Below are 22,683 nucleotides of genomic sequence, written 5' to 3'. Positions count from 1 at the left end.
ACCAACATCAACCACATATAAATTAGTTGTAATTTATACAAGCATTTGCCTCGTATTTCCTATACAATGCGCGCCTCTTTAAATTCGTTGAGGCGTATTAATGTCAGAACCAGTCACGTTTGAATCTCTAAATCTTTCTCCTGCAATTTTAAAGGCAGTTGAAGAGTTGGGTTACAAGACACCATCTGAAATCCAAGCTCAATGTATACCGTTATTGCTAGAAAGAAAGGACGTACTGGGACTAGCACAAACGGGTACAGGTAAAACAGCAGCATTTGCACTGCCATTACTAAATAATATTGACCCGTCTGTGAAACAGCCACAGATCCTTGTACTCACACCAACCCGTGAGCTTGCGATCCAAGTAGCTGAGGCATTTGAACAATATGCAAAACACACTCGTGGTGTTGAAGTACTGGCACTATATGGTGGCCAGAGCTACAGCATCCAGTTGAGCGCACTTCGTCGTGGCGCACAGATTATTGTTGCTACACCGGGTCGTTTAATCGATCACATAAACCGTGGCACTATCAAGTTTGATGCTTTACAAGCACTTGTACTTGATGAAGCCGATGAAATGCTACGTATGGGCTTTATCGATGATGTTGAAAACATCATGGAAAAAACGCCGCGTGAAAAGCAAACATGTCTTTTCTCTGCGACTATGCCTAAGCAAATTCAAAACATCAGCAGCAAATATATGAACAATCCTGAACAGGTTCATATTTCTGCACGCAACTCAACTGTATCGTCAGTAGAGCAAGTGTTTTGGAATGCACACGTACATAAAAACAAAGCCATTGTTCGTTTCTTAGAAGCAGAACAATATGAAGGTGCTATTGTTTTCGTACGTACACGTAACGATACAGTTCAACTAGCTGAGTTATTAGAGCGCGAAGGTTTCTCTGCTGCTCCACTTAACGGTGACATGAACCAGCAAGCGCGTGAGCGCACAGTTGATCGTTTAAAAAGCGGCATGCTAAACGTTGTTATTGCAACAGACGTAGCGGCACGTGGTCTTGATGTAGACCGTTTAAGCTTAGTTATCAACTACGACATTCCACAAGATTCTGAAGCCTACGTTCACCGTATCGGCCGTACAGGTCGTGCTGGTCGTACTGGTAAAGCGATTCTTTTCGTTAAGCATAACGAGCGTTATTTACTTAAAAATATCATTCGTCATACTAAATCTGAAATCGCACAAGTTGAATTACCAACAGCTAAAGTTGTTGAAGAGAAACGTATTAATGCGCTTCAAGAAAAGCTTACGCTTGCACTTGAAAACAAAGATATTACTTTCTTCAATGAAGTGGCTGCCAACATGGCACAAAAACTTGAGCTTGCTCCTGAAGACTTAGCGGGTGCATTACTGTGTTTAGCACAGCAACAATCACCAATTAAAGTTGAAGAAGTTAAGATTCAACCGCGTGAGCGTAACGAACGCAACCCTCGCAACGACCGTAATGATCGTGGTGACCGTGGTCGTCGTAACGAACGTGGCGGTGAGCGCGCTGAGCGTAAACCTCGCGAGCGTAATAGCCGTGATGCAGGTCCTATGGATACGTACCGTATCGAAGTAGGTCGTGAGCATGGTGTTCAGGTTAAGAACATTGTTGGTGCAATTGCTAACGAAGCAGACATTTCAAGCAAGTTTATTGGTGACATTCGTCTTCACGACAGTCACAGTACGGTACAATTACCGCAAAACATGCCTAAAGATGTACTTGATCACTTCCAAAAAGTGTTTATTTGTAAACGCCCAATGGGTATGACATTAACACAAGATCAAGGCCCTTCTGAGCCACGCGGCGAGCGTTCTGAACGCCCTGCTGGTGACAAGAAGCGCAGCTTTAATAAAGATGGCCAACGCCCTGATAAGCGTAGTGGCCCTCGTAAAGAACGTCGCCCAGTTAGCTTTACCGCTAAGTAAGCAACGACTCTTTAGTAAAAAACCTTGGCATGAAAGTGCCAAGGTTTTTTTGTGTCTAGAATTCAGGTATCAGGTCAGCTTAAATTTCATAACTTGAAGCCGCAAGCCAGTATTAGATACTTAACTAAAATATTGAATTAAAAATATTCTGTTTGTTTTCTCTAACCAGAGATTGCAGTGAAAACAAGGCGAAATTACGCGTCAATAGCTAGCTTATTGTAAGTAAATTCAACGCAATTAGCGTTGAAAAAGCTGCTTGAGATAGCTTTATTATCCAAAACTCAGATTACTTAATGTGTATAAACATGTTTTCTTTGATTTTTAAAACAATAAAATTTATGTAAACTAAGCAAAGGCTATAATTCACGGACGAATTAAAAATTGAAAAGAAATTACGACAACTTACTCTTTGTAGTAATAATGTTACCTATTTTATTATGCATCATTATTCCTATTTTAATGGACTTTACAGATCCACCATTTATCACAAATGAAATATACGACGTTATTTTCTTTATAGCATTCCCTATTATTTGTGGCGCATCATTCATCTATTTAAATATACTTGTATTCAATAAATATAGACGCTGCAGTAAATACAGAGAGCATCTTAAATATAGTTTTTCAGATACAAAAACGAGATTATCATTAATATTCGCGTACCCATTAATCCCTTTGTTAATCTATGCAAGTCTCTATTTTTTATTCTCTGCCCCCATTAAATTATGGGCTTACTACACGCAAGGCGACTATTGGTATAAGGAATATATCCTAACTGATGTGCAAAAGTGTGGCTCTGATTATGAAGATAATTGTACTCGTTTATATTTTAAAGATCCTAAAACAAACGAAACTCATGATTTTAGGTGGTACGACGATAAGTCTACAATAATGAATAACAAAAACGATTATGTTTATATTTTTGGTGAGGCTAGTTTGTTTGGCTATATAGTGAGAGATTTAGAAAGGTAACTTAGACTTGCTTTGAATATTACAGCACTTTTATATAAACCTCACTCGAGTGAGTGAGGTTTATGAATCAAGATATAAGTTAAGGCGCCACTGCGGGATACACGTAGCTGGCATCAAGTCCTAATGGGATACCGAGTGCCCAGTAGCCTAGCAAGAAGATACTCCAACCGATCATAAAGGCGATTGAATACGGTAGCATCATCGCGATAAGCGTACCTATGCCTGTGCCTTTAACGTATTTTTGACAGTACACCACCACCAGCGGGAAGTATGGCATTAGCGGGGTGATAATATTAGAGCTAGAATCTCCCACACGGTACGCTGCTTGCGTTAAGTCTGGCGAAATACCGAGCTGCATTAGCATAGGTACAAATACCGGACCTAATAGTGCCCACTTAGCCGAGCTTGAACCAACAAACAAGTTTACAAAACCAGTTAGGAAAATAATCCCTACCACCGTTACAGAGCTCGGTAACTCCATTGCTTTTAATACCTGAGCCCCTTCAATTGCCAGTAAGGCACCTAGGTTTGATTTACTAAATGCAGCAATAAATAATGAACAAAAGAATGCCATAACAATGTAATACGCCATACCATTCATGGCTTTGCTCATCGCATCTATCATGTCTTTAGAGCTTTTAAAGGTGCCTACGGTAAAACCATATACTGCGCCTGGGATCCAAAACAGTAAGAAGATTAGCGGCACTATTGACTGCATTAGTGGTGAACTAAAGTTTGTTAAAGAGCCATCGCTGCTGCGCATCGCTGAATCAGCGGGTGCGGATACGTACGCTAATAACGCAATACCTGCAATCATTACGGAACTAGCAATAAGAAAGGCGCGCTTTTCGTCACTACGGGCATCTTCAAATGCTGGTAGGTCTTGAGTTTCGCCATCAACTGGTGAATTTTTTAAACGTGGTTCAATAATTTTATCGGTGATGTACCAGCCTAACATTACAATAAATAAGCTTGATGCTGAAGCAAAGCCCCAGTTATTAAGCGGGTTAATGCTCATTGTTGGATTAATAATTTGTGCTGCACTTTGCGTAAAGCTTTGCAGTAACGGGTCAATCCCAGATGGAATAAAGTTAGCGCCAAAGCCACCGCTAACCCCTGCAAATGCCGCTGCAATACCGGCAAGCGGATGACGACCTGCTGCAAAAAATATTACCCCAGCAAGTGGAATAACCAGCACATACCCTGCATCGGTAGCCGTATGGCTCACAATAGCTACCAAAATAATTGAGGGTGTTAGTAATTTTCTAGGCGTTACTTTGAGCATTAATTTAAGGCCGGTATTAATAAAGCCCGAATGCTCTGCAACGCCTACACCTAGCATAGCAACCAGTACGACACCCAGTGGCGCAAAACCGGTGAATGTTTTTACCATAGAAGATAAAAAAGTGGCCAACGAATCGCTGGCAAGCATGTTATTAATAATAATGGCTTCGCCAGTACGAGGGTCTATTGCATCAAATGTGACGCTTGAAAACCACCAAGACAAAAACCAGATTAATAACATGGCAAACAAAAAGATAATTGCTGGATCAGGAAGCTTATTACCTACCCGCTCAACAAAATTTAAAAATCGCGCAACTATGCCAGTTGGCATTGTCGCATCATTATTGTTATTCATTTCACTTGTTCCCTAGAATTTAGACTGTGCTACTTTAGCGTATCTAAGGAATGAGGTAAATTTTAACTGAATAAACAAGTTCTTTTTTAGGCACAAAAAAACGCGGCTCAGTAGCCGCGCTATTTTTAATGAATAAAAAAAGCTTATGCGAGTGCTTTTACTTCATCCCATATTCTTACTACGAGTGCTTTATCATCTTCATTAAGTTCGCCATTGCGATAAGCTTTTACTAAGCTTTTTTCAACCGTGTCGTTTAGTTCTGCAATTTCTAGATTTAATTCTTCAACTTGTGCATAACCTACGGCTAAATCAAAGTGGCCGCGTAAATAACCGCCGGCAAATAACTCGTCATCGGTTGCTTTTATCACTAAATCATCAAAATATTGCTGCGCAGCATCTATGTAATTTACTAAACTCATGTGTTACTTCTCCTCTGGGTGCAGCCCATCTTGATGACCTACTGCATACATAATATGGTCGTTAAACCCACTGGTTACACGTATATAACCGCTTAATTCATCATCTAATTTGCTATCGCCGGTATCACAAATCAGCGGTCGGCCATTTAAAGCCTGTAATTTTGTTTTAGTAGCCACCACAATAATATTATCGCGGCCTATCGCTTTAATTAACGCAGGACTGAGTTGTTGATTGCCTCGACCAAAAATATGCCCTTGACCGCCAATTAGAGTGATCACTAATTTTGTTTCACGTTCTTTGGTAAGTTCAAGAAGTTGCTGGGCTGTTAGGTCTTGGCCTACTAAGGCTTGATCTTCAACTAAATCAACACCGAGTAAGGTGTTTTCAAGCCCCATCTCTTCCATCACTGCGCCAACGGTAGAGCCACTACCCATGACATAGAGGGTATCGGCATCCATTTCACTAACGACATAAGCAGCTATATCTGCTAGCACCAGCTCGTCAGTTTCTTTACCGCCATTTTTAACCGCTTGTACATAGCGCACTTCACTTGGCACTTGCATTTCACCATAACGTTTTGCTTTTACTGTTCCTTGGCGAAAAGCCACTTCATCAATGTCCATCACATCAGCATCGCTTAATGTTACCAGCTCACCTTTTACCAGCATTTCAACTACACGGCCTGCGGCTTTTGGCGTTATGGCATAGACACCGGAATGAATTTTACACCCAGCAGGAATGCCCAACACGGGTACAGAGTCTTCTACAGCATGGCAAATATTGCGCGCCGTTCCGTCGCCACCAGCAAATAAGATTAAATCTACACCTTGTTGCTGTAATAAACGAGCTGCAGCTTCGGTATCGTCACTGGTTGTGGGTGAGTTACTTTGATAAACCACTTGCGTATTAAAGCCCAACGCTTTTGCTGTTTGCTCCCCCATTTCATCATTAACAGTATAAATAGTAATGTTTGATTGATGAGGTACAAGCACTTCAAGTGCAGCTTTAGTGCGGCTATTTGACTTAGGCTCTGCACCTAATGCAATGGCTTTAGCAGCGGTGTCTTCACCGTCACTGCCCTTAAGCGCAACACTACCACCGAGCCCTGCGACCGGATTTACAATCAATCCTAACTTAAACTGCATCTTTTAACTCCTCGGGAGAATGCCATGAAAACTGCGCAGCATGTAATGGCCACGTGGTGTTATAAAATTTACACAGTGCTTTTAATAGTAAGGTTGTTCTTGGGTTAAACCCGTTTTGCAATAACTCTAATAACTTTGCATGAACGCGAGACTGAAACGCAAATCGACATGTTTGCTCACCATTTAAATTATCTACCGATACGTTAAAATCAAACCCGGCAGCCACACTCAATGCCCACTCTATTGCTTGAGGTTTTACCTCTACTGATTCAAACTCCGCTTGCTGTGAAGCATCGCGCCCATCAGGGCAATACCAATAACCATAATCTTCAACTAAGCGGCGCTGAGAACCTGCCACTAACCAATGGGCTATTTCATGCAATGCGCTGGCATAAAAACCATGGGCAAACACAATTTGATGATGCGGGGTTGTATCATTTGCGGGAATGTAAATAGGCTCATGCTCACCTTTTACCAAACGCGTGTTATAGCTTTGGTAAAAAGTGTGTTCGAAAATAGAAATCAGATCAGCTACTTGGTGCATAAATACTTCGTATACTCGTTTGAACCCGATGCTTTAAAGACAGATGAAATTAGTATAAAGCACACTAAAAACGAAGCGAATTGTACGTACTTTTATCTACAAAGTAAAAAACAAGCGATTAAAAACATTGTTAGCGCTAAGCGGTTTAATTTTAACGCTTTGGCCCTAAGTTATATATTTAGAAATATCTACTTCATCTATTTGTTCAGCATTGAGATAACGCTTAGCATAATCAAGATAAATACCTGAACTTAAAAATAATTCAAATACGGCTTTATCAACATGCTGATCGGCCACCATTTTAGCTAATATACCTATGGACTCACTGAGTGTTTTTGCCTTTTTATAGGGCCTGTCGGCTGCTGTTAATGCTTCAAAAATGTCAGCAAGTACCAGCACCCGTTCAGGTATCGATAAATCATCGGCACTTAGTTTACGAGGATAGCCAGTTCCTTTTAATGTTTCATGGTGAGTAGAGGCAAAACGCGGGACACGCTCCAACTCTTTAGGAAATGGTAATGTATCGAGCATACGTATGGTACTTATAATATGCTCATTAATTTTAAACCTATCTTCTGCGGTAAGGGTGCCTCTAGAAGTTTGTAAATTATAAAGCTCCCCTAAATTATATTTATATTTACACGGAGCAATTTTTATTCCTAAACGCTCGTCATATTCAATCGGTTTATCATGAGGAATTAAATGCCAAGGCTTATCGCTGAGTAGCTTTTCAGTAGCAGGCAGCGTGTCACTCGTTTGTGCATAGCGATACATTTCGACAGGTGAAAGCCCTAGCTTATCGTCAAAGTGCCGCACCCAAGTAACATTGCTTAGCAAGGTTAAACGCTCAAGCGAGGCTGCTGTGATTTTTTCGCCGCCAATATTACACTGTGCAATAAAGGCAAAATCGTCCAGTAATTGTTGATGTTTAGCTGCCAACTGCTTAGCTAGCTCACTCTGATTTTTTGGGGTTTGTTGCAATGACTTGTAGTAATCAAGCTCGGCATCTCGCCAAAGGACTTCAAACCGTGTTCTTACTTCATGAATACGATTATAAATCACTTCCAACTTAGTGCCTTTATCGACAATGTGCTCTGGAGTAGTTATTTTACCGCAATCATGTAACCAAGCAGCTAAGCTAAACTCTTCAATCTCCTCATCACTTTTAAATTTAAACGTTTGAAAGGCAGGTAACTCTGATTCTGAAGCGGCTTTAGCAAGCTCAATACCTAGCTCTGGGACACGTTCGCAGTGTCCCGCAGTGTAGGGAGACTTATCATCAATTGCTTGAGCTATAAGCTCAACAAACGAAGCCATGAGTGCTTTTTGGCTTTCTTCATGTTGTTGTATCGACTTGCTCATTTCGACCATAGAGCTGGCTAAAGTATTAATTTCTTTAATATGACTTTTTAAGGTTGAGACTTGCTTAAACTGACGATTTTTAATTTTATTATTTTCACCCACCAGCGTTTTAATTGGGGCAACAATGGGGGATGCAAAAAACCACGACACAGGTAATATCAAAATAAGGCAAACAGCAGTAATGATAAGAGAAAGCTTTATTTTTTTCCGTGTAGAACTCAATACATCTTCTTTAGAAACCATAATGGCTAAGTAACCTGTACTGGCTAGCGATAAATAGTCAGATAAAGGCTTAATAAATACATACTGTTCTTTGCCATTAATATGCACTAACTTTAAATTAGAGAAATTACTATCATCGTCTAATAAAGTAATTAATTGCTCATAGGGGACAGTGCCCACAACTTTTGATTTTTTCTCTGGATTAGTATTAAGCCATTTATCACTAAGTTGTTGTTTAAATTGCATAGGCAGTTGCGTGGCTGCATAGTCAAACAAGGCTTTTAATTGAGCGTCTTGGTTATGAAATAATAAGTGATAGTCATTTGAAAAAAGCGCGGCACTTTCTTCATCTAGTTGATTATACTGAACCCCATCAATAAAAAATTGTTGTTGGATATATTGTAATACCGCCTTGCTGTCTATTCCCGCATAGGTATCACCATTGGCTACATGCGTTAACAACGCTTTTGTATTGGGAACCTCTACTAAGTTAATTTCTGGAAATTGCGCTTGCAATGTTTTTACAATTGACCAGCCCTCACCCACTGCAACTGACTTACCAGCAAGTTGCTGTATGTGGGTGATTGGTGGGTTGCTCTGATGGTTAACAATACTCAAAGGCAAATTTACCATGGGTGTACTAAGCATACCTAAGGTATTATTCGTTGTGGTATTAACTACAGGATGAAGTACATCTATCTGATTATTTTTAAATAAATTAAGTAACTCTTGCCAACTAAGTCCATTAACATAATTTATCTTAATACCCAGTAGCTGCGCAATCGCATTGATATATTCAATACTGTAGCCATTGGGCGTACCACTAACACTAAAGTCCATAGGGGCCCAATTTGTTTCGTTTGATACTGTAATAGTCGGGTATTGTGCAATTACTTTTTGCTGTTGCTCGCTTAGCGTTAATTGTTTCAAGCTTTTGTTTTTATCAACCTTATCTTTCTGATTTGAAGCAACAATCTCTCCTTCTCGATTATATATAAATAACTGCGCAGAGTTATGCATACCTAACTGCTGCTGTTGTGTTATTAAGTAATTAGAAATATTATCGACCATAACTCCAAGAGCTAACACATGGTCTTCGCCTTTGGTTTTAATCGAGTAGGTTTGACCTGAAGTTTGTAAATGCGAGAGTAAGTAAGGTTTAGTTTTATTCACCTGCTCTGAATTTGCTTGTTTAAACCACGTTTGCTCTCGAGGATCAAAAAACGTCGGTTTATTGGTTTGTTCTCTTAAGTTAAAATCAGCATCAAAGTAGTACCTGTGTTCTACCCTTTGCCCTTTTTCGGCTTTAATATGAATCACAACCCACCGGTCATTATCAACCGTATTTAAACGCTCTCTGACTATTTTACCACTCTCAAGATTGATAATTTCATAAAAGTCTCCATTGCTATAGCCCATAGAAAATGCGTAAAACACAGGGTTTAATTCCATTATTTCGCTCAATACATTACGCAGCTCTGTTTTATCTGAAAAGTTATTACCTACTAGTGAAGTATTTTTAACCATCATATTTAAAGTATTTTCAGATTTTTCATTGATGCGTGATAGGTAATCAGCAACAGATTGCGTGGTCATATTGAAATGCAACAAGTTAGACTCTAGTGCCATTTTTTCGCTGAAGTAATACTGTAAGCTAGTGGCTATAATGGCGGTAATGGACGTTGCCAATACAAATACCGCCACAACCGTTAAACGAATAGAAAAGCGCACTGTTCTTTTTAACTTATTTAACGCTTTAAATATCATTGAACTTTCCTTGAAGCACTTTTAAGAGCAATAAATACAGAGAGTTGAATACTGCTAGAAACAATATCCATAATCCGTATGGAGCTAAAGTAATATTAGTCACAAAATCAAAAATATAAAACTTTATGCACTTATTTACTGATCACTTAATTGCGCTTACCATATGCCAACCAAAAACCTGAATTGACTCACTCTTATGGTTAAACAACACAGCTCTTTATCGTGGCTATTTATCTCTATTACATTTTTAACACTGTTGGCTACTTCTGCCAGCAGTTATGCAAGAAGCATAAGTATTAACGTATTTGCTATTCCTTCTAAGCCTATTGTTGAGCTAGTCGCTAACACCAGCGATGAATTGGCTACGCACCAAATTACTACGTTTTACCAACAAGGGTTACCCGTGCATGCCACCTTGTATTTAACGGATTACCCACTTGAAGCACAAAACGAAATTAAGCAAATGGTTGAGCGCATTGTAAAAGAACATCAGTCGTTTGAGATAAAAGCCAATGGATTTAGTGTATCACCAAGTAATTGGGCATTTATAAACTTAGAAAAATCATATCAATTACAACGATTGGCAGATGAGGTTACCCTTAAGCTTGAGCCGCTTCGCGATCATCAAGCACCAGTGCCAAGTTGGGTAAAGCATTACCCTAATAAACTTGTGGCTTTTGAACGTTATGGCAGCCCTAATGTATTTCAAAATTTTCAGCCGCATTTAACCCTACTTGCAAATGAGAAAAATCCTGCATTAGCGTTAGTACAAAAAGCGCTGCACGCTGAGCCGCCGCAGGCACAAGGGGAAATAATTGGGATTGGAATTGGAGTGTCTGATCAATTTGGTCAACAAAAAGAAATACTCGCTAAGTACTTTTTTGATGCCAAATAAATAGTTAATAACAGGGCTAATTGCACACTTATTAACTTAAATGGTTTATGGGTTTGTAGTTAGCTTATCTGTTAAATGTTTTTTAAGTATGCGGGTGTTACGCGTATTTGCTTTAAACATGGCATCAAAAATATCTCCAAAAAATGGAATGAGCCCGCCAACAAAATCAATCAACATATTTATAATAATACGGCTTTTTACTCGCTTGCTAACACCTAAGCGCTGCGCTTCAATTAGTACATAGCCAGATAAAATAAGCCCTGCTAAATCACCTATCACAGGTAAAAGCCCAATCAGCGACTCTACACCAAATTTAAATTTAGTAAACGGAATACCAATGCTGCTATCGGTAAAGCGGCTAAACTCTTCGAGTCGTTTTATGGTGGCTTTATATTCAGTTTGTGAGATGGAAGCTTGATTGTTTTTTTGCATACTAACAGCTCTCTTATTTTTAGGTGCGCTGAGCACATTTAAATTATTGAGCGGCAATAAAGATGTATAGCCTGTATATACTAAACGCGCTATTGCCCGTTTAGTATAGTTTTAAACGTAAGGCGCTTAAATAGCGCCTTTAATTGGCCCATGTTCGTGGTGTACATGTGGGTTTTGACCGCGTTGACGAAGTAAATGATCCATTAAAGTAATAGCCATCATTGCCTCAGCAATCGGAATAGCACGAATGCCTACACAAGGATCGTGACGACCTTTGGTGATCATCTCAACCGCTTCATTTTCGGTGTTAATACTATTACCGGGAATAGTAATGCTCGATGTCGGTTTAAGGGCAATTGATGCGATTATATCTTGGCCTGTTGAAATACCTGCCAATACGCCGCCGGCATGATTTGAGGTAAACCCATCAGGGGTTAACTCATCACGATGCTCAGAGCCTTTTTGCTCGACTACATCAAAGCCATCGCCAATTTCAACGCCTTTAACAGCATTAATACTCATTAATGAATGTGCAAGTTCGGCATCTAGCCTATCAAATACTGGCTCACCTAATCCAACTGGTACATTTTTAGCCACTACTTTTACTTTGGCACCCACTGAGTCGCCTTGCTTTTTTAGCTCGCGCATATATTCATCAAGTGCTTCAAGCTTACTTGTATCTGGGAAGAAAAATAAATTGTTTTCCACTTCGTCCCAATCGTAGTTTTCGGCTTTTATTGGCCCTAATTGACTCAAGCACGCGCGTATTTCAATACCATGAAACTGCTTTAAATACTTTTTAGCAATGGCGCCTGCCGCAACCCGAATAGCGGTTTCACGCGCAGATGAGCGGCCACCACCACGGTAATCGCGTAGGCCGTACTTGTGCCAGTAGGTATAGTCACCGTGACCTGGACGAAATACGTCTTTAATTTTGCCATAATCTTGTGAGCGTTGATCAGTATTTTCAATTAATAAACCAATACTGGTACCGGTGGTTTTACCTTCAAAGACGCCCGCTAAAATTTTAATTTGATCGCTCTCACGGCGCTGCGTGGTATAGCGACTTTGTCCAGGCTTTCGACGATCTAAATCGTGTTGTATGTCGGCCTCTGTTATCTCAAGGCCTGCGGGCGTGCCATCCACTACGCCGCCTAATGCAACGCCGTGGCTTTCGCCAAAGGTGGACACTTTAAATAACTGCCCTATGCTATTACCTGCCATTAACTTTCCTCATTCCTAATGACTTATAGCCGAGAATTAACTCGGCTATTGTTTTGCCCAGCCATTTGGGATGAATGGCTAGTATTAATTATTACTGTGCAAAGTAGGCATCTAGTTGTTGCTTGCTAATAACAAACACACCTAATCCGCCTTGTTCAAACTCAATCCATTCAAATGGTGCGCCTGGATACAGTGCATCCATATGTACCATAGAGTTACCTACTTCGACAAATAACAAACCGTTATCTGTTAGATGCTCACTAGCTTGATCTAAAATAGTACGTGTTACATCAAGGCCATCGTGACCCGATGCTAACCCAAGCTCTGGCTCGTGGTGGAACTCACGTGGTAAATCAGCCATATCTTCAGCATCAACGTATGGTGGGTTTGCTACGATTAAGTCATATTTTTGCCCAGGTACACCACTGAATACGTCAGACTGGATCGGTAATACACGGTCACTTAGTTGATAGTCAGTGATATTAATATCAGCCACTTCAAGCGCTTCATAAGATATATCAACCGCATCAACTTGCGCATTTTCGAATGCTTGTGCCAATGCAATCGCGATACAACCTGAGCCCGTACATAAATCTAAAATACGCCCAACTGACTCTGGCTGCTCTAGCCAAGGTGTAAAACGATTATTAATAAGCTCAGCAAAAGGCGAGCGAGGAATTAATACACGTTCATCCACATAAAATGGCATATTGGCAAACCATGCAATGTTGGTCAGGTATGGAACTGGGGTAAAATCGTTAATGCGCTCGGCAATTAAGCCTGCTAAACGGTTTTTTTCAGTGCTGGTTAAACGGGCATGCATCAGCTCTTTGGGTGCATCAATTGGCAAGCTAAGTGCTGGTAATAACAAACTTACCGCTTCATCCCATGCGTTATCGGTGCCATGACCAAAGAAAATACCGCTACTTGCAAATTGACTTGTCGTCCAACGAAGCCAATCGTGTAAGGTTGAAAGTTCTGCAACAGCTTCATCCAGGGTTGCTTCTTCTATTAGTAATTCACTCATCAGTATTATCTGCCTGCTACTTTCAAAAAATTAACTCAATCGGGGCACACTATGGGCCCCATGATTGCCCTATTGTATACCCAAGCCACCTCTAGGTGCGAGTGACAGTTAGAATTAAAAGTAATTTAAACAAGGCATTGATTGCAAGTGTAATAGTCACTCTGTTGTTCAAATCAATAACGCAGTATAAATCGCTTTTAAACTAACCTTATTGGCGCCGTACTATGCACCTCAAAGCTGCTTGGGTATCACACCTTTTTACTCGATTTTTACCACTTTTTTGTTTAGACTGCCGCTATGAAAAAAGATCCACACTCAAACAATCTAATTAGCCCTGATGACATTGACTTGTTTCGTCAAAGTATCAGCGGTGCGCGCGTGTTCAAACAAGACACTCACCGTTTTAGCAATAAACCTAAAGTGTCACAAGCGAAGCAATTTGCCCAGCAAAAAAAGCAACAACAATCAGAATTTTTCTTTTCTGATGAATATGTGCCCGATATAGACACTAACGGCACTGTTAATTATGTGCAACAGGGTCAGGATCGTTTTTTAGCGAAACAACTTCGCCGAGGGGATTTTATACCTGATTTAACCCTCGACCTGCATGGCTTAAATAAAGAAGTAGCCAAGGATGAGCTCGCAGGGCTTATTCATGAGTGTAAAAAAAAGCATTATTACTGCGCCTGTGTTGTACACGGAATTGGCGGCCATATCCTCAGACATAAAGTGCCGCAATACTTAGTGCAGCACCCCGACGTTATTGCTATGCATCAAGCACCACTTGAATATGGCGGTAAAGGTGCGGTACTGATATTAATTAATTTACCGCAAAGTGATGAGTTTAGACGCTAATCAATAAGAGCCTTTTAGTGCATATATTTTCGATTATATTCCCGCTGATATTTATTGTGCTATGTGGCTATATTGCTAGTCGCAGTGGCTTTTTAGAGCGTATCCATATAGCGGGATTAAGTAAGTTTACTTTTTATATTAGTGTGCCGAGCTTTTTATTTTTAAATATGGCCAAAGCAGACTTACAAACCAGTGTCAGCTTAAATGGCTTTTTAAGTTTTTACATTCCGGTTATTTTAGTTTACCTTTTTGCCCTAATTATTGACCGCTACATTCTCTCTAAACATCTTCAATACGAACGCCATAGCGTGTTTGCCCTTGGCAGTAGCTATTCCAATACTGTATTGGTGGGTTTACCTATTATTATTGCCGCATTAGGCGAGCAAATGATGGGCATTATTTTTATGATCATTACCTTTCATAGCGCATTATTGTTCACACTTACTTTTTTAATTAGTGCAAACAGCGCCAGTCATGCGTTTTCCTGGTCAGCATTTTCCAAGAATATGCTACTCAATCCGGTAGTGTTAAGTATTAGCACTGGTTTATTGGTTAATTTGGCAGGGGTTACTTTATTTGCTGACTTAACTAATGGCTTAGCGCTTTTAGCCGAACCAGCTATTGCTTGTGCGTTATTTGTATTGGGCGCTAACTTAGCTTTTTATAAAATTAGCGATAACTGGCAAGCAGCGGTCATTGCCAGTCTATTAAAATTAGTCATATTACCTGCCTTGGTATTATTGCTAGGCACACACGTATTTACACTTAATGAGTCACTGTTAAAAGTACTGGTGCTATTAAGTGCATCGCCATTAGGCGTTAATGCCTATTTAATTGCATGCCAAATAAAACAACACCAAGATACCCTAGCCAGTGCGGTAGTTTTATCTACAGTATTAAGTGTGTTGAGTTTTAGTGTGTGGTTAACCATTTTACTTTAGATATATGCCTAACCACGTTTTATTGTCAGGCTTTAAGCTGGGGAGATTCGTAGTTTATACGGTTACATTAGCTGGCGCATCTATAGTGATGTAATCACTTTTATGGCTCACTTCATTGTAACTAATTTGGGCAACAGCACCAGTATTAAAAATTGGCATATTACCAGCGCATAGCTGATCAACCAAATAGCTCACCATAGGCATGTGGGCAACAACCAGCCAGGTATCGCATTCTGGATGAAGCGCAATTAACGTTTCTAAATAATCTGCAGCAACTTGAGGATTGCCCTCAGGAATAACATCGTGACAAGTTTCTTCAAATAAAAAGGTATTATTTTTTTTAACAGCCTCAGCCGTTTGCTGCGCTCTTACATAGGGGCTAACTAACAGGCCACTGGGAGCGTGCATTTTTTGCAACCATAGCCCCATTTTTTCAGCTTGCTGCTGACCCACAGAAGTCAAATTTCTACTGACATCATCAGAGTGCATCGGTGTTGCTTCACCATGACGCATTATCAAGATTGTTTTCATAAAAAATCAACCAATTAAAGAATATAAAACAGTAGCCAATTTGCTCGAATTTCCGCTATATTAATAACTCAAACCTATTTATTTTCTTAAAATAGTTCTTTCATGATGTTCAGGTAAATAGCGTCGCATTCCTGAAGTTATCATCTGTTGTTAACAATTTACGTTTAGTTTCAGGAGCATCATTTGAAAATCAGCACCAATGATAACAGAGCTTACCGCACACTAACACTGGACAATGGTCTAAAAGTGCTTTTAGTGCGCGATCAGGACTCAGCAAAAGCGGCAGCCTCCATGGCAGTTAACGCTGGTCACTTTGACGATCCTCTTGATAGGCAAGGCTTAGCGCACTTTTTAGAGCATATGTTGTTTTTAGGTACGGACCTGTATCCTGAATCCGGTAGCTTTAATAATTTTGTCTCTCAATCTGGTGGTAACACCAATGCCTGGACTGGTACGGAACATACCTGCTACTTTTTTGATATTAATAACAATCATATTGAATCGGCGTTAGCACAATTTAGCCGTTTTTTTATAGCGCCCGCCTTAAATCCCGAAGAAACCGAAAAAGAACGTAATGCGATTGAGGCTGAGTTTAAATTAAAGATTAAAGATGATGGCCGGCGCATCTATCAAGTGCATAAAGAAACGGTTAACCCTGCACATCCGTTTGCTAAGTTCTCTGTAGGCAACCTACAAACATTAGCTGATAGAAAACGCTGTATTAGTGATGAGTTACGCGACTTTTTTAATCAGCATTACCAAGCTCAATGGATGACTTTAGTCATTTGTGCCAATGAATCATTAGATACTCTTGAGGCATGGGCAACTCAATATTTCTGGCAGATTAAAGGCAATAACAGCAAGTTAAAGCCACCCATAGAGGCACCGCTTTATCGCAGCCAAGACTTGGGTAAGTTGCTCCATATTGAGCCACACAAGCATGTACAAAAGCTGATTATTAGCTTTGCTATGCCAAACATTGACGATTTTTACCGTCATAAAACTGTTAGTTTTATTGCCCACTTACTAGGGTATGAAGGACAAGGCTCGTTGTATTCAGTACTAAAAGAACAAGGCTGGATCAATGCTCTTTCTGCCGGAGGTGGCATCAACGGTAGTAACTTTAAAGATTTTAATATTAGTATGGCGCTGACCGATGAAGGCATTGAATACTACGAAGATATTATTGAAATGGTATTTGAATACATTTGCTTAATAAATAACAACATCGGCAAACTCCCTCGCCTTTATCAAGATAAGCAAAAGCTGCTGCAAATCGCATTTGATAACCAAGAAAAATCTCGGCTGATTGACTGGGTCAGCAATTTAAGTATTAACATGCAACATTACGATGAAGTCAATTACTTACAAGGCGACTATTTAATGGAAGGCTTTAAAGCCACCACTCATGAAATGGCGATGCAATGGTTAACCCCTCATAATATGCGTTTAGTGCTGATTCATCCGGGTGTAGAGCCTGAACACACAGCCGCTTGGTATAACACACCGTATAAAATTGAAAAATTGTCACTGCATTGGCTCGAAGCGCTGGCACAAATTAGTCAGCCACAAGGTGAAATGTTATTACCTACCGCAAACCCTTATTTAGCTAAAGATGTTGTTCTATATCCAATAGAGTCGCAGCAAGCTCATCCAACGTTACTGGTGAAAGAAGCTGGCTTTGATTTTTGGTTTAAACAAGATGCCACCTTCAGAGTGGCTAAAGGGCATTTTTATTTAGCCATGGACTCTGACTTTGCAGTTAAAGATGTAAAGCATATGGCATTGACTCGATTGTTTTCTGATTTGTTTATGGATAGTGTTGGCGAGCAATTTTATCCAGCTGAGCTCGCGGGCTTAAGTTATCACTTAACCTCTCACCAAGGCGGCTTAACCCTGCATACTGCAGGGCTATCTTCAAGCCAACTAGAGCTGGTTGATCAGCTAATTGATGCACTATTTAACGTAAAAATTTGCGCTAAACGCTTTGCTGAATATAAAAAACAACTGGTAAGGCACTGGCGTAATAGCAACCAAAACAAACCTGTCAGTGAGCTCTTTAGTATTTTAGGCGCTAAAATAATGCCATGGAATCCACAGCCTGACGAGTTAGCAAATGCACTTAAAGATACCTGTTTTCATCAGTTTAATGAGTTTAGACAGGCGTTTTTTAAAGCACTTCATGTTGAGTCATTTTTACATGGCAATTGGCAACAAAATGAAGCGCTTGAGTTTCAGAAAAAGGTGGCACTGCACCTTAAAAAGTCAGCCGTTATAGAAGATTTAAAGCGCCCACTCTTTGAAATTACCAAAGTGACTCGTTACGAATTAGAGCTCGCTTGTAGCGATAATGCCATGGTGATTTATTATCAAGCATTAAGCGATGATGTTGATGAAAAAGTAAAAATGATGGCGCTTAATCATTTAATTAACCAAGATTATTTCAATGAGCTACGGACCACACAACAACTAGGTTATTTAGTTGGTGCCGGTTATGCGCCCTTTAATACCCGTGCCGGAATTGCTTTTTATATTCAGTCACCTAAATTTGAACCAAGCACATTACTGCACAGGCATAATGTGTTTATTAGTCAATATTTATCAACCATTGATGAACTGACAGAGCAAACCTGGCTGCAACAAAAACATGGGCTAGTGACGCATATTGCCGAAAAAGACAAAAATTTGCGTTTACGTTCACAACGTTTATGGCTTGCAATTGGCAATGGCGATCATCAGTTTAATATGCAGCAACGCCTGCTAGATTCTTTAAACGCATTAACGCTTGAAGATTTAAAAAACTATGCAGCTGAAATTTTTGATGCTGATCGCCCAAGATATGAACTTTTAAGCGCTAAATCTGTGAATCAATCGGAGAATCTACCACTTTATTCGCATTCTCTTTGACTCTTGCTCGCGCTTGATTTAGATTGTCTTTTGTAAATAAGAAGTAAGACAATGAACAAAATAAAAATAATAAAATACATTCTGTTGTTGACCACTTTGGTCACCGCCTACTCTGCTAGTGCATTTGAGTCATCATTTAGCTTGAACTTAAATGCGCTAGTCGTTAGCGTGTGTGCAATAATGTCATTACTGTTAATTTACTTTTTAACAGTTATTCACTCACTCAAGCGCTCACATTCCCAATTACAGCAATCTGAAAAACGCTTAAAAAGTACCGTAGAAGGTAGTGGTGACACGCTTTGGGACTGGAATATAAAAACCGGCAAAGTTATTCGTATTAACGACAAGTACGTGTTGAATAACAACAATCTAGTAGAATTCCCACCTAATAAAAGCCTTATACACCCTCGTGATTTAACTCATGTAGATTACCTACTAAAAAAACACTTTGCTGAAGAGAGTACTTTTTTTGAAGCTACTTATAGAATTAAAGATAGCTTTGGTAAATGGCATTGGGTGCTCGACCGTGGAAAAATAATTGAAAAAGACGCAAACCTTAGCCCACTGAGAATGACTGGCACGGTGAGAGATATTTCTCAGCTCAAATCAACCGAAGAACGACTAAATCTATTTGCAAAATGCGTTGAGTCACTCACGGATGCACTGGCTATTTATGATAAAGATTTTAAGCTTGTTGATATTAATCCAAGCTTTTTAACTTTGTTTGGCGGTGTGCGTGAGCAATACCTTAAAAAAGAATTTCATTTAGCCGGTTACGACAAAAGCTACATAGAAACCATAAAAGACACCGTTCGAAAGCACGAGCATATTCAAGAAGAAGTAAAGCTGCGCAATAGCGACCATGCCCTACTGCCATTTGAAATTTCGATAGATGAAATTAAAAACGCGCAAAATCAAATAACTAATTACGTGGTGGTGTATTCTGATTTAACCGAGCGTAAAAAAACGGAGTCAGAGCTCAATAATTTATCCAATCGAGATCGCACCACCAGCTTACCTAACCGTAATTTATTTTTTTCTGATTTAAAAAAACTAGCAAAGCAACATTCACACCATGCATTGTTAGTATTTGATTTAGATAACTTTAAAAAGATAAATGACTCATTGGGTCATCAGTTAGGTGACAGCTTGCTGGCAAAGCTTGCTATGCGCTTAAATAAGCTTACCCGTGAAAATGATGTATTTTATCGCCTTGGCGGCGATGAATTTGCGCTGGTTATGTCAAACACCAACGATATTCTCACTATCACCCGTATGGCTAAACAGTTTTTAGCGGCAATAGCTACACCGTTTAAAATGGCAGGTCATGAACTTGCTATCACCTCAAGCGTGGGTATAGTACTGTTCCCTGAAGATGGTAACACCCCCGAAATACTATTAAAGAACGCCGATACCGCTATGTATCATGCGAAAAAGAAAGGTAACAGCTACTTGTTCTTTAATGACACCATGAACCGCCAAGCAGTAAAGCGACTACAAATAGAAAACCTAATGCGCTTTGGCTTAAAAGAAGATCACTTTGAGGTTTATTACCAGCCTAAAATGAATATTCGTACTGGTAAGCTTGCTGGAATGGAAGCGTTAGTGCGTTTTATTACACCGAAAAAGGGGGTTATTAGTCCGGGGGTATTTATTCCAATCGCCGAAGAAACAGGGCAAATTATTGAAATTGGTGAAGTGGTTTTAAACAAAGCTTGTCGTGACGTGAAACAATGGTTAGACGCTGGATTATTTAACGCTCGTGTTGCGGTAAATTTATCAGCAAAACAATTTAGCCTACCCGATTTAACTTCGCGCATTGATGTGATTTTACAAAAAAATGAACTGCCCTCATATTTTTTAGAACTTGAGATCACCGAAGGCACCGTAATGGACGACCCACAAGAAGCCATTGCGATTATGCGCTCTTTAAGTGCCCGCGGCATTCATTTAGCTATGGATGATTTTGGTACTGGGTATTCGTCGCTGGCGTATTTGAAACAGTTCCCACTAAATACCCTTAAGGTAGATAAAGCCTTTATTGATGATATGAAGACAGAGCGTGGCCGCAATATGGTGGACTCTATTGTCACTATTGCACATAACCTTGATTTACATGTAGTTGCTGAAGGTGTAGAGCAAGCCTCACAAATAAGCATACTGGAAGAGCTTAACTGTGAAACACTTCAGGGTTATTACTACTCTAAACCACTCTCAAAAGATGAATTTACTGCGTTTTTAAAACAACAACAAAGCCAATCAAAACTCAGTTTAATTAGAGCAACTAATTAAGCACGCCATAGGCACGTTTTTATGCCGGTATTGCGTATTAATGCACGTCGATAATGTAGGTTAAATAAACACCACGCTGCAGGTCCCAACAATCCGCTTAAAAATAACCAGCGCTTCACAGGCATACCTTTTTTGATGGTTTCAATATACATAAGTGCGATAAACACACCGCTCAGTAAAATAAATAATACCATGGTCATCAAACTGCTTAAAAATTGAGGCGCGTATAATAGCGTTTAACTGGCTAAAATTAAAGCAACGTATTATTTAATTGTAGTCCTTTTAAATCAGACACAAAAAAGCCGAGCAACTTAAAAGCTCGGCTCTCAATTATCAATTCATCACAGCTTATTTGTCAGCACGACCCATAAACTTATGCTCGGCAGTATTAATGCGGATGCGATCACCCGTTGAAATATGCTCTGGTACTTGAATCGTTAAGCCCGTTGATAAGCGTGCAGGCTTTGAGCGAGCGCTTGCTGAAGCTCCCTTAATTGAAGGGTCGGTTTCTTCAACAACAAGTTCAACACTTGAAGGAAGATCAAGACCTACCGCAGTACCGTCAATTACAATAACGTGCACACCTTGGGTTTCTTCATTAACAAATTGAATTTCTTCCGCTATGGCGTCTTTATTTAAATTGTAAGGCGTGTAATCTTCATTATCCATGAAGACATACTCATCCCCATCAATATACGACAGCATGGCTTCACGACGGGTTAAATCAGCAAGATTAAGCATATCGCTGTCTTTAAATGTTTCGTCAACTTTACTACCCGTTACTACATCGTATAAACGCATACGGTATAAACTACCACCAGCACGACCTTGTGGTACTGAGCGTACGATATCTTTTACTACTAATACACGGCCATTAAAGTCAATAGCCGTCCCTTTTTTAACATCACTCGCCTTTGGCATGGGTGAATTCCTATTGTTTTTTTGATTGCGAGAAACATACCACGAAACTGATTTTGTTCAACAATAAAGTGATATGATTAGCTTCTTACTTCGTATTGACTTATAAATCTGTAATTTAGACTGAAACACGTGTTATCTAGTGGCAAAAAGCTGCTATGGTTAAGTTATCGATTATGACCTCAAGGAATGGCTCATGAACCAACAAACTGTACATACTTATTTAATGAACAAACCGTTAGTTAAACTAACGCAACCTTTTGCTAAAGATGTTGATGTATATAAAGTAAACCATAAGATGTTCGCCACCCTTGCACTGAGCAATGAGGGTGAAACCGATGAAAACGGCGAACCTATTTGGTGGCTAAACTTAAAGTGCGACCCTGATGAAGCACAGTCATTACGTGATATTTTTCCTTCGGTGATTCCAGGTTATCATATGAATAAACGCCTTTGGAATACAGTGATTTTAGACGGCTCAGTACCACAAGGTGAAATTGAACGTATGATTGATAATTCATTTAATTTGGTGGTCGACAATATGCCAGATAAAGACAAACAGGCTATTGAAGCCTTACTGTAAATAAGCGTCTATATCTCTATATTTACTGATAATCAAACATAAAAAAAAGCCGCATAATTTGCGGCTTTTTTACGTTA

Annotated in this window: 18 protein-coding genes; 7 read left to right on the top strand and 11 right to left on the bottom strand. The window is 39.7% G+C overall.

Annotation, left to right across the window (positions count from 1 at the left end; genetic code table 11):
* Positions 1 to 100 precede the first annotated feature (100 nt).
* Positions 101 to 1,930, top strand: coding sequence for a DEAD/DEAH box helicase (locus CWB78_RS03930; RefSeq protein WP_054202149.1), 1,830 nt, complete (start codon positions 101 to 103; stop codon positions 1,928 to 1,930).
* Positions 1,931 to 2,981: 1,051 nt separating this feature from the next.
* Here CWB78_RS03930 and CWB78_RS03920 read toward each other — a convergent pair.
* From CWB78_RS03920 to CWB78_RS03900, 5 genes are all read right to left on the bottom strand, one after another.
* The gene (locus CWB78_RS03920; RefSeq protein WP_010391381.1) at positions 2,982 to 4,541 is read right to left on the bottom strand and encodes an AbgT family transporter; all 1,560 of its coding nucleotides are present in this window, start codon (positions 4,539 to 4,541) and stop codon (positions 2,982 to 2,984) included.
* Between the two features lie 143 nt (positions 4,542 to 4,684).
* The gene (locus CWB78_RS03915) at positions 4,685 to 4,960 is read right to left on the bottom strand and encodes a YfcL family protein (protein WP_010391380.1); all 276 of its coding nucleotides are present in this window, start codon (positions 4,958 to 4,960) and stop codon (positions 4,685 to 4,687) included.
* A gap of 3 nt (positions 4,961 to 4,963) precedes the next feature.
* Positions 4,964 to 6,106, bottom strand: a complete 1,143-nt coding sequence (locus CWB78_RS03910; RefSeq protein WP_138594292.1) for an ATP-NAD kinase family protein — start codon at positions 6,104 to 6,106, stop codon at positions 4,964 to 4,966.
* Positions 6,096 to 6,650, bottom strand: coding sequence for an elongation factor P hydroxylase (locus CWB78_RS03905; protein ID WP_055011741.1), 555 nt, complete (start codon positions 6,648 to 6,650; stop codon positions 6,096 to 6,098). Before CWB78_RS03905 ends, CWB78_RS03910 begins: the two co-directional genes overlap by 11 nt.
* Before the next feature lie 165 nt (positions 6,651 to 6,815).
* Positions 6,816 to 10,001, bottom strand: a complete 3,186-nt coding sequence (locus tag CWB78_RS03900) for an HD domain-containing phosphohydrolase (RefSeq protein WP_138594290.1) — start codon at positions 9,999 to 10,001, stop codon at positions 6,816 to 6,818.
* A gap of 196 nt (positions 10,002 to 10,197) precedes the next feature.
* On the opposite strand from CWB78_RS03900, the gene CWB78_RS03895 reads away from it, so the two are divergent.
* Positions 10,198 to 10,896, top strand: coding sequence for a 2'-5' RNA ligase family protein (locus tag CWB78_RS03895; protein ID WP_138594288.1), 699 nt, complete (start codon positions 10,198 to 10,200; stop codon positions 10,894 to 10,896).
* 45 nt (positions 10,897 to 10,941) lie between these two features.
* On the opposite strand, the gene CWB78_RS03890 is transcribed toward CWB78_RS03895, so the two are convergent.
* The 3 genes from CWB78_RS03890 to prmB form a co-directional block, all read right to left on the bottom strand.
* On the bottom strand, positions 10,942 to 11,328 hold the full coding sequence (locus CWB78_RS03890) for a DUF4112 domain-containing protein (protein WP_010391373.1): 387 nt from the start codon (positions 11,326 to 11,328) through the stop codon (positions 10,942 to 10,944).
* A 126-nt stretch (positions 11,329 to 11,454) separates the two neighbouring features.
* Entirely contained in the window at positions 11,455 to 12,552 is a 1,098-nt protein-coding gene (aroC, locus tag CWB78_RS03885; protein ID WP_054202142.1) for a chorismate synthase, read from the bottom strand.
* Between the two features lie 91 nt (positions 12,553 to 12,643).
* A complete protein-coding gene (gene prmB / locus CWB78_RS03880; RefSeq protein WP_008466678.1) occupies positions 12,644 to 13,579 on the bottom strand; it encodes a 50S ribosomal protein L3 N(5)-glutamine methyltransferase in 936 nt (311 codons plus the stop codon).
* Between the two features lie 297 nt (positions 13,580 to 13,876).
* Between prmB and smrB the strand changes: the two genes are divergently transcribed.
* Together smrB and CWB78_RS03870 are read left to right on the top strand one after the other, a co-directional pair.
* Complete coding sequence (gene smrB, locus CWB78_RS03875) at positions 13,877 to 14,434, top strand: endonuclease SmrB (protein WP_008114517.1); 558 nt, start codon at positions 13,877 to 13,879, stop codon at positions 14,432 to 14,434.
* A gap of 17 nt (positions 14,435 to 14,451) precedes the next feature.
* Positions 14,452 to 15,375, top strand: coding sequence for an AEC family transporter (locus CWB78_RS03870; protein WP_138594286.1), 924 nt, complete (start codon positions 14,452 to 14,454; stop codon positions 15,373 to 15,375).
* A gap of 54 nt (positions 15,376 to 15,429) precedes the next feature.
* Here the strand turns inward: CWB78_RS03870 and sixA are convergent, their stop codons facing one another.
* Positions 15,430 to 15,906, bottom strand: a complete 477-nt coding sequence (sixA, locus tag CWB78_RS03865; protein ID WP_021033112.1) for a phosphohistidine phosphatase SixA — start codon at positions 15,904 to 15,906, stop codon at positions 15,430 to 15,432.
* Positions 15,907 to 16,089: 183 nt separating this feature from the next.
* Here sixA and CWB78_RS03860 point away from each other — a divergent pair, with 183 nt between their 5' ends.
* Positions 16,090 to 18,813: an insulinase family protein gene (locus tag CWB78_RS03860; RefSeq protein WP_138594284.1), complete on the top strand. Its 2,724-nt coding sequence runs from the start codon at positions 16,090 to 16,092 to the stop codon at positions 18,811 to 18,813.
* A 51-nt stretch (positions 18,814 to 18,864) separates the two neighbouring features.
* Positions 18,865 to 21,105, top strand: coding sequence for a sensor domain-containing protein (locus CWB78_RS03855; RefSeq protein WP_138594282.1), 2,241 nt, complete (start codon positions 18,865 to 18,867; stop codon positions 21,103 to 21,105).
* Here CWB78_RS03855 and CWB78_RS03850 read toward each other — a convergent pair.
* The gene (locus CWB78_RS03850; RefSeq protein WP_054202138.1) at positions 21,102 to 21,305 is read right to left on the bottom strand and encodes a hypothetical protein; all 204 of its coding nucleotides are present in this window, start codon (positions 21,303 to 21,305) and stop codon (positions 21,102 to 21,104) included. The genes CWB78_RS03855 and CWB78_RS03850 overlap by 4 nt on opposite strands.
* A gap of 148 nt (positions 21,306 to 21,453) precedes the next feature.
* The gene (gene efpL / locus CWB78_RS03845) at positions 21,454 to 22,026 is read right to left on the bottom strand and encodes an elongation factor P-like protein EfpL (protein WP_010391355.1); all 573 of its coding nucleotides are present in this window, start codon (positions 22,024 to 22,026) and stop codon (positions 21,454 to 21,456) included.
* A 193-nt stretch (positions 22,027 to 22,219) separates the two neighbouring features.
* On the opposite strand from efpL, the gene CWB78_RS03840 reads away from it, so the two are divergent.
* Positions 22,220 to 22,606: an MmcQ/YjbR family DNA-binding protein gene (locus CWB78_RS03840; RefSeq protein WP_010391352.1), complete on the top strand. Its 387-nt coding sequence runs from the start codon at positions 22,220 to 22,222 to the stop codon at positions 22,604 to 22,606.
* Positions 22,607 to 22,683 lie beyond the last annotated feature (77 nt).

The sequence above is a fragment of the Pseudoalteromonas sp. S1612 genome (genome assembly GCF_005887175.1).
Taxonomy (GTDB): domain Bacteria; phylum Pseudomonadota; class Gammaproteobacteria; order Enterobacterales; family Alteromonadaceae; genus Pseudoalteromonas; species Pseudoalteromonas undina.
Note: the sequence above shows the minus strand (reverse complement) of the source record. Positions and strands in the feature narration are given on the sequence as shown.